The organism is Ruegeria sp. YTSC230 (genome assembly GCF_059609665.1).
Window position 1 is genome coordinate 95,401 of the sequence record NZ_JBXWMC010000010.1, and the last position, 11,918, is coordinate 107,318.

The 11,918-nt window shown below is 57.7% G+C and carries 11 protein-coding genes; 4 read left to right on the forward strand and 7 right to left on the reverse strand.

Features of this window, described 5'->3' with window-relative positions; genetic code table 11:
- Nucleotides 1-36: 36 nt before the first annotated feature.
- Complete coding sequence (ggt, locus tag AC2FD9_RS18770; RefSeq protein ID WP_282170486.1) at nucleotides 37-1,614, forward strand: gamma-glutamyltransferase; 1,578 nt, start codon at nucleotides 37-39, stop codon at nucleotides 1,612-1,614.
- 34 nt (nucleotides 1,615-1,648) lie between these two features.
- On the opposite strand, the gene hspQ is transcribed toward ggt, so the two are convergent.
- Nucleotides 1,649-1,975 (reverse strand): heat shock protein HspQ, encoded by a 327-nt coding sequence (hspQ, locus tag AC2FD9_RS18775; RefSeq protein ID WP_058272652.1) that lies wholly within the window; start codon nucleotides 1,973-1,975, stop codon nucleotides 1,649-1,651.
- Between the two features lie 80 nt (nucleotides 1,976-2,055).
- Here hspQ and AC2FD9_RS18780 point away from each other — a divergent pair, with 80 nt between their 5' ends.
- Nucleotides 2,056-2,937 (forward strand): AEC family transporter, encoded by an 882-nt coding sequence (locus AC2FD9_RS18780; RefSeq protein WP_496838336.1) that lies wholly within the window; start codon nucleotides 2,056-2,058, stop codon nucleotides 2,935-2,937.
- Nucleotides 2,938-2,997: 60 nt separating this feature from the next.
- Nucleotides 2,998-3,579, forward strand: a complete 582-nt coding sequence (locus tag AC2FD9_RS18785) for a transglycosylase SLT domain-containing protein (RefSeq protein ID WP_058279757.1) — start codon at nucleotides 2,998-3,000, stop codon at nucleotides 3,577-3,579.
- 12 nt (nucleotides 3,580-3,591) lie between these two features.
- On the opposite strand, the gene AC2FD9_RS18790 is transcribed toward AC2FD9_RS18785, so the two are convergent.
- The 4 genes from AC2FD9_RS18790 to AC2FD9_RS18805 form a co-directional block, all read right to left on the reverse strand.
- The gene (locus tag AC2FD9_RS18790; protein WP_496838337.1) at nucleotides 3,592-4,188 is read right to left on the reverse strand and encodes a LolA family protein; all 597 of its coding nucleotides are present in this window, start codon (nucleotides 4,186-4,188) and stop codon (nucleotides 3,592-3,594) included.
- 40 nt (nucleotides 4,189-4,228) lie between these two features.
- Nucleotides 4,229-7,126: a DNA translocase FtsK 4TM domain-containing protein gene (locus AC2FD9_RS18795; protein WP_496838338.1), complete on the reverse strand. Its 2,898-nt coding sequence runs from the start codon at nucleotides 7,124-7,126 to the stop codon at nucleotides 4,229-4,231.
- A 14-nt stretch (nucleotides 7,127-7,140) separates the two neighbouring features.
- Entirely contained in the window at nucleotides 7,141-8,322 is a 1,182-nt protein-coding gene (locus tag AC2FD9_RS18800) for an aminotransferase class I/II-fold pyridoxal phosphate-dependent enzyme (RefSeq protein ID WP_496838340.1), read from the reverse strand.
- Nucleotides 8,323-8,430: 108 nt separating this feature from the next.
- On the reverse strand, nucleotides 8,431-9,759 hold the full coding sequence (locus AC2FD9_RS18805; protein ID WP_496838342.1) for an amidase: 1,329 nt from the start codon (nucleotides 9,757-9,759) through the stop codon (nucleotides 8,431-8,433).
- Between the two features lie 54 nt (nucleotides 9,760-9,813).
- On the opposite strand from AC2FD9_RS18805, the gene AC2FD9_RS18810 reads away from it, so the two are divergent.
- A complete protein-coding gene (locus AC2FD9_RS18810) occupies nucleotides 9,814-11,076 on the forward strand; it encodes an FAD-dependent monooxygenase (RefSeq protein ID WP_496837974.1) in 1,263 nt (420 codons plus the stop codon).
- Here AC2FD9_RS18810 and AC2FD9_RS18815 read toward each other — a convergent pair.
- Nucleotides 11,073-11,258 carry a Trm112 family protein gene (locus AC2FD9_RS18815; protein WP_496837976.1) on the reverse strand — a complete coding sequence of 62 codons (186 nt, stop codon included), beginning with the start codon at nucleotides 11,256-11,258 and terminating at the stop codon, nucleotides 11,073-11,075. The genes AC2FD9_RS18810 and AC2FD9_RS18815 overlap by 4 nt on opposite strands.
- Nucleotides 11,255-11,896, reverse strand: coding sequence for an LON peptidase substrate-binding domain-containing protein (locus AC2FD9_RS18820; RefSeq protein WP_282170494.1), 642 nt, complete (start codon nucleotides 11,894-11,896; stop codon nucleotides 11,255-11,257). Before AC2FD9_RS18820 ends, AC2FD9_RS18815 begins: the two co-directional genes overlap by 4 nt.
- Between the last annotated feature and the right edge of the window lie 22 nt (nucleotides 11,897-11,918).

Below are 11,918 nucleotides of genomic sequence, written 5' to 3' on the forward strand. Positions count from 1 at the left end.
TTACCTTCGGCGCGTTCAAAGGGAGAAGGCAAAGCTATGCGGGATTTTCACACTCCGGGTCGGTCCGAAGTTTTGGCAACCGAAGGAATGTGCGCCACATCACATCCTCTGGCCGCGCAGGCTGCGGTGAGTATTCTCCAACAAGGCGGCAATGCCATGGACGCCGCCATCTCAGGTGCCGTGCTGCTGGGCATTTGTGAACCGCAGATGACTGGAATCGGCGGTGATTGCTTTGTTCTGTTCAATCGCGCGGGCGAAGATCAAATTCGGGCTCTGAACGGGTCTGGCCGTGCGCCAGCAGCTGCGGATGCCGATCGGTTGCGGGACGAAGGGCTGGATTCAGTGCCATTGAACACGCCCGATGCTGTGACTATTCCCGGTGCAATTGATGCGTTATGCCATTTGGCAGAATCCGAAGGAAAGCTTGGGCTGGACGCAATTCTACAGCCAGCCATACACTATGCCGAGGTGGGTGTCCCGGTTGCACCCCGCGTCGCCTATGATTGGAAAACGGGGGCCGCCACGTTACAGGGCGCCGCGCGCAGGCACTACCTGACTGACGGCGAAGCGCCAAAAACAGGTCAGGTCTTTCGCGCGCCAGGGCAAGCCGAGGTTCTGCGCCAGATTGCGCGCAATGGTCGTGACGCCTTTTATGCCGGTGAAATTGCACAGGATATGATTGACGCCCTAACAGCATTGGGTGGTGTTCACACGGCCGAGGATTTTCTAGCCACGCAATGCACAAAATCCCAGCCTGTCAGCGGAAACTACAACGGCATCGATCTTGTCGAACACCCGCCAAACGGCCAAGGTGCGACTGCAATCCTGCTTTTGAACATCCTAAAGAACTTCGATCTGACCGGTCTTGACCCATTTGGCCCAGAACTCATCCATCTTGAGGCCGAGGCCTCGAAACTCGCTTATGACGCGCGCAATCGGTTCATTGCGGACCCCGATCACACAACCCACGCTGAACGATTCCTCGACCAGAGCGTGGCGAATAAGCTGGCCGCGTTGATTGACCCCAAGCGCGCCATGCCAGCGGCAGCCCCACTAACCGAGTCCATTCACAAGGACACAGTCTATATTACGGTTGTTGACCGGGATCGGATGGCCGTTTCGCTGATCTATTCCATATTTCACAGCTTTGGGTCTGGCATCGCATCGGAAAAATACGGGATTTTGCTGCAAAACCGCGGCTCAGGCTTCAACCTGAGCGCCGGTCACCCAAACGAGCTTGGCCCGGGCAAACGCCCGATGCACACGATCATTCCCGGTATGCTCAAACAGGATGGCCGGGTACTGATGCCGTTTGGCGTGATGGGCGGAGCTTTTCAGCCAACAGGCCACGCACGCCTATTGTCCAACCTCACGGATCATGGGTTGGGTTTGCAGGCCTCTGTGGACGCCCCGCGCGCCTTTGCAGACGGCGGCGTTCTGAAACTTGAACGCGGAATTCCGCCCAGCACATCTCAACAATTGAGCGATTTTGGGCACAACGTTCAGGTTCCAGAAACGCCCCTTGGCGGAGCGCAAGCAATCCGAATCCGCACAGATGGTGTTCTGGAAGGCGCAAGTGACCCCAGAAAAGACGGTTGTGCGTTAGGTTATTAACCGCCTAGGCGCGCAATCTGGCGCACCAAATCACTTAGTTCAAATTAAAGTGCAGCGGGTACGCGCCATTCTCGAAAGGACCGAACATGTCAGGAATATCAGGATGCTCCACCGGTTCCCCGGATTGGTCCGCAATCAGATTTTGTTCTGAAACATAAGCCACATAGAAGGATTGGTCGTTTTCTGCGAGCAGATGATAAAACGGCTGATCCTTGATGGGCCGGCTGTCCTCGGGAATGGCCTGATACCACTCTTCTGTGTTGGAAAATTCCGGGTCCACGTCAAAAATCACCCCTCGGAAGGGATGCTTTTTATGGCGGACCACCTGTCCCAGGCGGTACTTGGCATTTGTCTTCAGCATTATCTCAGCCCCCAGAGATCTTACTACCTCTTTCCGGGCCGGAATGCCAATCATTGATCGGAAATTAAAGGAAACAGTCTGTGAACATCTTACTGACAGTGTTCGAAATTGTGGCGCCGGTTTTCTTGCTGGCGGGCATTGGATTCACCTGGGTCAAACTTGGTTTTGAGTACCGTTTGGAGTTTGTGACGCGCCTTGCCGTGACGCTTGCCGTGCCCAGCCTGATCTTTGTGGCGCTGATGCAAACCGAGATCCCGGCAGGAGAGTTGACCCGCTTCACACTGGCCGCAATTGCGGGTCATATTGGCCTTGCCGTGGCCTTTGGCGTTTTCGTTCGACTTTCAAACCTGGACCGTCGGACTTACCTGTCGCCACTGATTTTTGGCAATACCGGAAATCTGGGCCTGCCGCTGTGCATTTTTGCGTTTGGTCAGGCAGGTCTGGGTTTTGCAGTCATTTTCCTGGCAATTACCGCCCTGTTTTCCTTCACCTATGGAATTTACCTCGTCGCTGGAAAGGGTGCATTCGGCAAAGTTGCGCGCGAACCGATGGTTTGGGCGACCCTGCTTGGGGCCTTATTCCTATGGCAAGACTGGGAAACGCCACTGTTCCTGACCAATACGCTAGAGCTGCTAGGCCAAATGGCCATCCCCATGATGTTGATTACAGTCGGCGTGGCAATTGCAAGGCTGACGACGCGCAAACTGAGTCAGGCGATCCGGCTGTCTGTCCTGAAGTTGGTGGTCTGCTTCGCGCTTGGCTGGACAATCGCCCGCTTCTTTGATCTGGATTCAACCGCCTTTGGAGTATTGGTCCTGCAGATGTGCACTCCAGTCGCGGTTACATCGTACCTGCTGGCCGAGCGGTTTGACGCGGATTCGGACGCGGTTGCAGGGATGGTCATGGTTTCAACTGTGCTTAGCGTGGGCGCTTTGCCTATAATTCTAGCCATTGTCCTATGACGATTGTGATTTCCTAAACGCTCAATTTGCGCTAGAATAAAGAAAAAAGGCACGAGGCACATGAGCAGAATTCTTTTCGTACTCTTCGGGGTGCTGCTTTTGGCATCCTGCGGTGGCGGGTCCAAACAGCCACCGAGCAGATTGAACGACGCGTGCAGCATTGCGCGCGAACGGCCTGATTTTATCAAGGCGTTCAAAAGCACCGAACGGAAATGGGGCGTCCCAATTCACGTTCAGATGGCGACGATCTATCAGGAAAGCCGCTATAAGCACGACGCACGTACGCCGCACCAATACGTTCTGGGTGTGATCCCGATGGGCCGTCAAAGCAGCGCCTACGGTTTCAGTCAGGCGCTGGACGGCACCTGGGATGAATACCGCAAAGAGACCGGCAAACGCCGCGCCAAGCGGGACCGCATCCGCGATGCGTCGGATTTCATCGGCTGGTACATGAACAAAAGCCAACAGCGGAACGGTATTCACCCCACAGATACCCGCAACCAGTATCTGGCCTATCACGAGGGGCACACCGGCTTTGCCCGCGGCAGCCATAACAGCAAATCTTGGCTGTTGAACGTCGCTAATGACGTCGACGCACGCGCCAAGCTTTATCAGGCGCAGCTGGCCAATTGCCGCTACTGACAGGGGTGCGGGTCAGCGATTGCCTGACCCGCTTCTTTTTGATCTGGAAAACAAATCGTTGCTGAGGTTGCCACCAGTGGTCAACTGACCCAGCAACACGGTCGTCTGACTGCCAGCATTGTCGTGAATGACCCATTTGCGCAGCTCGATCGGGTCCCCCGTGAACATCAGTTCAATCCGGCCGGATTCGGGATTTTTTGGGTCCCGAGCGGTAACAACCGTGGCCGTCCCGTCAAAATCATGGGCAACCACCATGTTCGCCTGTCCCAGATTGACGTTACGCGCCAGCACCAGCGACAACGGCGTACGTTTCAACGGATACTGTTCCGGCGGCTGGTTCGATTTCGGATCAAAGATCTGCACCGTACCTGCGCGCGCCAGAACCACAGCGCCGTTGGGCGGGTCATATTCGAACCGCATCTTACCGGGGCGTTCTATCCACAGCTTTCCGGTGCTCAGCGAGCCGTCATCGTTGACTTGTGTAAACGTGGTCTCAACGGTTTTGAGGCCATTGAGGTAGTTTGAGATTTGGGACAACGGCAGCTTATCAGCCGCCCAGGCCGCAGGCGCGGCGAGTGTCAAAGCAAGGGCAAAGGCAATCTGTTTCATAAGTTCCCAGATAAGCGCTCTGCCCTTGTTATTAAATATCCTATTGTTCGGGTACGAGGATTTCGCGTTTCCCGACATGATTTGCCGACGAAACAACGCCTTCATCTTCCATTTGCTCAACAAGTCGCGCAGCTTTGTTGTAGCCAATGGCAAGTTTCCGCTGAATGTACGAGGTCGAGCATTTGCGATCCTTGATCACAATCGCCACCGCCTGATCGTATAGCGCGTCTTCCCCGTTGGTGTTGCCACCGGTGTTGAGGCCCAATACGGCATCGATGTTGTCGGCTTTATCCTCAGATGGGCCGTCCAGTACGGTGTTCACATAGTCCGGTGGGCCGAACTGTTTCAAGTGGTTGACGATTTCCTCGACTTCCTCGTCCGAAACAAACGGGCCGTGGCAACGGGTGATCTTGGCACCACCTGCCATATACAGCATGTCGCCCTGCCCCAGCAGTTGCTCGGCCCCCATTTCGCCCAGAATAGTGCGGCTGTCGACTTTCGAGGTCACCTGGAACGAAATCCGGGTTGGGAAGTTCGCCTTGATCGTACCGGTAATCACATCGACCGAGGGGCGCTGCGTGGCCATGATCAGGTGAATACCCGAGGCCCTTGCCATCTGCGCCAGTCGCTGGATACAGGCCTCGATCTCTTTGCCCGCGACCATCATCAGGTCGGCCATCTCATCAACAATCACGACGATGTAGGGCATCGCTTCGGGCGCGAACTCTTCTGTCTCGAACGTTGGCTCGCCGGTTTCATCGTCGAACCCGGTCTGCACGGTGCGGCTGAACATCTCGCCCTTGGCCAACGCGTCCTTCACGCGGCCATTGTAGCCCGCGATGTTGCGCACACCCATCTTGGACATTTTACGATAGCGGTCCTCCATCTCGCCCACGACCCATTTCAGCGCGACAACCGCCTTTTTCGGGTCGGTCACAACGGGCGACAGCAGATGCGGAATGCCATCATAGACGGACAGTTCCAGCATCTTGGGGTCGATCATGATCAGGCGACATTCGTCCGGTGTCAGCTTATATAGCAGCGATAGGATCATGGTGTTGATCGCAACCGACTTACCGGAACCGGTTGTCCCCGCAATCAACAAGTGGGGCATCTTGGCCAGGTTTGCGACCATGGATTCGCCGCCGATATCCTTGCCCAGCGCCAGTGGCAGCGCGTGGTTACCATCACCAAAATCACGGCTGGCAAGGATTTCGCGCAAAACCACCATCTCGCGGTTTTCATTGGGCAATTCGATCCCGATCACCGAGCGACCCGGCAGGGTCGAAACACGTGCCGACAGTGCCGACATCGAGCGCGCGATATCGTCGGCCAGACCGATAACCCGGCTCGCTTTCAGGCCCGGAGCAGGCTCTAGTTCGTACATGGTAACAACCGGGCCGGGGCGGACACTGGTGATCTCACCCTTGACGCCATAGTCGTCCAGCACGTTTTCCAACATGCGCGCGTTTTCTTCCAATGCCTCATCGCTGAGGTGATGGCGCTGAATGCTGGAAGGGTTGGACAGCAAGCTCAGAGGCGGCAACTCAAAGTCCGAATGCCGGTCTTCAAAGGACAACCCAGGCTGAGCTTCGGCCTGTGCACGACGCGACGGCGCAGGGGTGCGGCGAACAGGCTGTGCCACTACGGGTTTGCGCGGTTCGGCCACTGGAATTTTCATCGCAGGAAGCGGGGTCGGTTCGGGTTCGGGTGCGTCTTCAAATACGGCCTCATCCTCATAGACGGGCTCGGGCGCAAAATCATGATGCAGGGGTTCCTGCTGCCACTCGGGTTCTGGCTCTGCTGTCAGCATCGGCTCAGGCGGCAGATCGTCCAATGTCATCGGCGGCTCGGGCGGAAGCTCCTCTCCGCCTCTGGCGTTCAAAATCAACGGGTCCGGCCCCCGGCCACGCCCTTTGGTCAAAGGCAGGGTTGGATCGACCTCTGGCGCCACTTCACCCGCGGCCACTTTGCGATTGCGTACGGCTGCGGAAATCTTGGACTTAATACGATCTTCACCCGGCATTTCATCGAATCCGGCAACCGGTTCGCGAGCGACCAGTTCAGGCTCCGGCATGGGATCGGCGCGGCGAATCAGGCTTGGCATCCGCGCCAGCAGTCCGGGTTTTGTGGGTTCGGGCTCTTCGAAATCCGGCTCTTCGAACATCAGATCGGCATACGCCATATCATCGTCAAACACCGCGTCGTTGGCCTCTACACGGATGGCCTTGCGCTCTTCCCACTGTGCCCGGCGATCTCGTGCCGCCTGTGCGGTAACCGACGCACTGCGACCCAAGAGGTTCATCAACATGTCATAGGACATCACAAGGCCCAACAAGAAGGCACGCGTGCCTTTGCGCACGTCGGCTTTTGTGAATCCAAGGACAAATGTACCCAGCACCAGCATGCCAGCTGCCATCGCCAGCGACATCAGTTTGACCATGAAATGTGACGATATAGGCAGCAGTGTCAGCAACGCACCCATTACGGTATCACCAAACAAGCCCCCCAGACCAAAGCTGTGGGTCGTGCGCCATGCCTCACCCGGCACCAAAGTCGCGGCGTAGACTGAAACGATGGCAATCCAGATCGGCGCAAAGATCAGGCGGGCCACTGCGCGTTCCTCGCCGAAGTGCCCGGCAAAGCGTATGCCCCAACCGATCAGCACCAGCGCGATACTCCAACTGCCCCATCCAACGATCATGAACAGCGGCGCGGCGATCGACGCCCCAATCCGCCCCATCCAATTTTGCACTGGCGCGTCTGTCGACACCATCCAGTTCGGATCATCCGGCGTGTAGGACCAGATCATCGCGGCTGAAGCCAGCCCCAGCAGGATCAGGGCGATCCCGATCAGTTCCTTGCTACGCCTTTCGATGGCGGCTTGGGTCGTACTGTCCAGCAATGGATCGCGGTTGCGCGCGTTATATGATGCCATTTTGCCCTCGTACCTCACGAATAGATGCAGTCACGGAGCGTAATCAGCCCCTGCCGCAACTCTGTTTTTGGGGCCACCATTGCGACCCGGATAAATTGTTCGCCCGGGTTTTGCCCCGGATCACCTTGAGAAAGATATGCACCAGGCAGCACCCGAACACCGGTTTCCTGCCACAGCCTTAATGTGGTTTGCTCGCCATTTTCGACTGGCAGCCATAGGAAAAACCCGGCTTCAGGCGCCATATAGCCCTGCACGCCCGCGAAAACCTCATCCGCGATCGTGTATTTTTCCTGATACAGCGCGCGGTTCTCTACAACATGCGCCTCATCTGCCCAAACTTTTGCGGCGGCAGCCTGCAAAGGTAGCGGTAAAGGCGCACCTGCGTAGTTGCGTAACTGCTTGACCCTCTTGATGGTCTCGGGACCACCGGCGATCAGGCCCGAGCGCAGACCAGCCAGATTGGACCGCTTCGACAGTGAATTGAACAAGGTGATCCGCTCCGGATCGGCCCCAAGTTCCTGCGCGACGGTCAGTACACCTGTTGGTGCCGTGTCGCGGTAAATCTCGGAATAACATTCATCCGCGAAGATGCGGAAATCATAGGTTTCGGCCAGTTGGATCAGTTGGACCCAATAGTCGCGCGAGGCGACTGCGCCCTGCGGATTGGCGGGAGAACAGATATAGGCCGCCACGGTGCGGTTCAGAACGTCCTTCGGTAGCCCCGAATAGTTCGGCAAGTGACCTGTGGCAGCATTTGCGGATACGAATACAGGCTCGGCACGAACAGACAGCGAGGCCACCATATAGACCTGGTAGAATGGATTCGGGCACAGAATAACGGGCTTTTCACCGTTTTTCTGCTCGGGGCACAGCGCCATCGCGGCGTTGTACAATCCTTCGCGCGTGCCATTCAACGCCATCACGTTGGTGTCAGGGTCCATCGAAACGCCATAGCGGCGATCAATCCAGTCAGTAATCGCCGACCGCAACTCGGGCGACCCTTCGTTTGGAGGGTATCCCTTAAACCCGGCCGCGTTTTCTGTGATCACATCGGTGACCCACGCCGGAAAATCATGCATCGGCGCACCAATGGTCATGTGAATCACTTCACCGCCCGGCTGGTGGTGATCCAACAGGGTGCGCAAACGCGGGAATGCATATTCCGGTAGGTCCGAAAACCGTTCGGGGAAATTCATAACTACTGCCTCAATACCGGGATCATTTCGCCCCGTTTTACAGGCAGACTACAGATCGCACCCGGTTTCGTCCAGACAAAGAGGTGGCGAATCAGGGGATTGTGGCATTCAGGCCAACGCCGTCTCGACGGCTGATCCCAGCCTTAGCAGGGCCTCTTCCGAGCCGGGATATCCCATCATCATCACGCCACACCCGGGTATTCCGGTCGGCAGTGTCAGTGCAGCAAGTCCCATCAGATTGCCAATACGGGTGTTGCGCAGCGCCAACAGATTTTCCGTGACATAGTAGTCATGGTCATTCATCAACCGATCCAGATTCGGCGGCAAAATGGGCGCTGTCGGCGCAAGCACCGCATCAAACCCGGATGTGGCGGCATCCCATGCAGCCCGACAGGCTTTCAGCCTGGACCAGGCCGCGATGTAATCGGCACCGGTCGCGTTTTGACCCGACCGAAACCGTTCCAGTATCTCGGGATACATGGCGTCAGGGTTGGCCTCGATCACATCGCGCCACAACCCATAAGCTTCGGTCGTGTACAGAATGCCGGACAGCGCCATGGCGTCGTGCAGCTCGGGGACGTCCAGCGGTACGATCTCGGCGCCTGCCTCGGTGAGTTTTTGCAACCCATCCTCAAAGGCCTTACGCGGTTCATCCCTCAGGTCGTCCTGTGCCACAGTCTGAAGATTGGCAAAGCGGCGGCCTTTCAGGCTGGCACCGCGAAGATCCGGTGGAGAGCGCCCCTCGAGCAAGGCCAGCATCTGAGCCGCGTCCTCGACTGAGCGGGTCAGTGGACCAACAGTGTCGAACCGCAGACACAAGGGCACTGTACCCTCAAGGCTGACGCGCCCGGCGGTGGTTTTCAGCCCGACCAGATTGTTCCAGGCCGCTGGAATGCGCACTGACCCGCCCGTATCCGAACCAATCCCACAGGCGGCAAGCCCCCAGGCCACCGATGCGGCCGCGCCGGAAGAAGAGCCTCCGGATACGGCGTCTTCATCGTCAATGCATGGGGGCGTGCCAGTGATCGGGTTCAGGCCAAGGCCTGAGAAGGCCAGCTCGCTCATATGCGTCTTGCCCAGACAGACCGTGCCCATGGCGGTGGCGTTACGCACAACGACCGCGTCCATTTCGGGCACCCGGCCTTTCAGCAAGGCCGAGCCTGCCTCAGTCGCGGTGCCGGCGGTGTCGAACAGATCTTTCCAGCTGATCGGCACACCATCCAACAGGGACCGCCGCAGGCCCAGATTGGCGCGCTCCTGCGCAGCCTGTGCCTCGGCCCTGGCACGATCATGCGTAACGCGGGCATAGATCCTGTCGCGGTGCGGATGCGCGTCGATGGCGGTCAGATAGGTCTCGGTCAATTCAACTGGATCGATCTGTCCCATGCCGATACCCCGACCCAGATCACACGCCGTCATGGTCAGCCAGCCCTGCATCCCTGCCCCCTTGCGAAAAAAGCACTTTGAGGGACGGTAGCGACAGGACCGCACATGGACAATCCCGAAAGGGCGCGCATATTGCAGGCCATGGAACACAACTCGGATATCCTGATTGTAGGCGGCGGCCTAAACGGCCCGGCCCTGGCACTGGCACTGGCCCAGACAGGGCATTCTGTCACCGTCATCGACGCATTGGCCGAAAAAGCACGGAAAAACGCGGCTTTTGACGGGCGCGCCTATGCGCTGGCGCTGGCCTCGCAGCGGCTGCTGGATGCGGTTGGCGTCTGGGACAAGGTGACAGAACATGCCCAACCCATGCTTGAGATCAAAGTCACTGATGGGCATTCTGGTGCAGGCCCATCCCCGTTTTTCCTGCATTTTGACCATGCCGAGATTGAAGAAGGCCCGATGGGTTACATGGTCGAAGACCGCCACCTGCGCCGCGCGTTTCTGGATGCCATGGCCGAACAGGACGGCATCACGCAGATCAGCGGCAAAACCGTTGTCGCACAAGCCACCGACGACACCGGCGTAACGCTGACGCTGGATGATGGCACGACCCTGACCGGCGGATTGTTGGTTGGCTGTGACGGGCGCCGCAGTGGCACCGCAGCGCGTGCTGGGATCAAGCGCACCGGTTGGGACTACGGCCAGACCGCGCTGGTCTGTGCCATTGAGCATGACCTGCCCCATAACGGCGTGGCGCATCAGTTCTTCATGCCCCCCGGCCCCTTGGCGATTCTGCCGCTGACCGGCAATCGCAGCTCGATCGTCTGGAGCGAACGCTCCGAAATGGCCAAACGCATCAACGCCATGCCCGAGGCGGACTATCTGCAGGTATTGCGCCCGCGCTTTGGTGATTTTCTGGGTGACATCCGCCTTCAGGGCGACCGATTCACCTATCCGCTAAACCTGACGATCGCCAATTCCTTTATCGGTGACCGCATGGCTTTGGTCGGGGACGCCGCCCACGGCATGCATCCAATTGCAGGTCAGGGTTTGAACGCAGGTCTTCGGGACGTAGGTGCCTTGGCGGAAGTTCTGACACTGGCCGGACGGCGTGGCGAAGATATCAGTTCGGTATTGGTTTTGGAACGTTACCAGGAATGGAGACGGTTCGACACGGCGGCGCTGGCCATGGCGACCGATGTGTTCAACAAGCTGTTTTCGAACGACAACCCGATTCTGCGCTTCGGGCGCGACATCGGGATGGAGATCGTCGGCTCGATCCCCGGACTACGTCGCGGCTTTGTCCGTGAGGCCGCCGGGCTGACCGGAGATCTGCCGAAACTTCTGCAAGGGCGCGCGATTTAGTCAAGGTGCCGGGCTTCATCCACCAGCATCACCGGGATACCGTTGCGGATCGGAAAGGCTAGATTGGCAGCTTTGGACACCAGTTCCTGCTTTTCGGCGTCGTAGTGCAAAGTAGTGTGCGTCTGCGGACAGATCAGCGCCTCAAGCATGTGGCGATCAAATAGGTGTTCAGGTTCGGTCATTGCAGTTTTTCCTCGCTCGATCCGCCGCGCATGGCGAATTCAATCAACGTCACCAATGTCTCGCGGCGCGTGCGAAGGCAAGGTGCCTCAAGCAGCGCCTGTTTCTCTTCGGGATCGAAATCCAGCAGCATCGACAGAGAATTCACTAGCAGCTCGTCATCGGCATCCTTCAACGTGTCCCAGTCGGTCGACAGCTGGCGCGAGGAAAAAAACCGTTCAAGCAGATCCAAAAATCGCAACCGATCGAACGCATTGTCCGCCTCGGCCTTGCCAAGATCGCGGTCAAACCCGTCCCATGAAACAGCACAACGGCGATAAGGCGTAAACGCATCCAGCTCGGACTTGATCCGAAATCGCGAGATGCCGGACAATGTAATCAGGTAGCGACCATCTTCGGTTTCAGAAAACTGTGTCACACGTCCGGCACAACCGATTTGGTGCAGCTTGCTTTCGTTGGACTGACAGGGGTTCGGCTGGGCCATGCCGATCAAGCGTTCAGGCGTTTTCAGCGCGTCGTCCAGCATTTGCAGGTAGCGCGGCTCAAAAATATGTAGCGGCAAGCGAGACCGGGGCAGCAAAAGCGCCCCGGGCAATGGGAAAACGGATACCGTCTCCGGCAGATCAGCGGGATGCATCATGTACCCGAGTGTAGCCCTGATC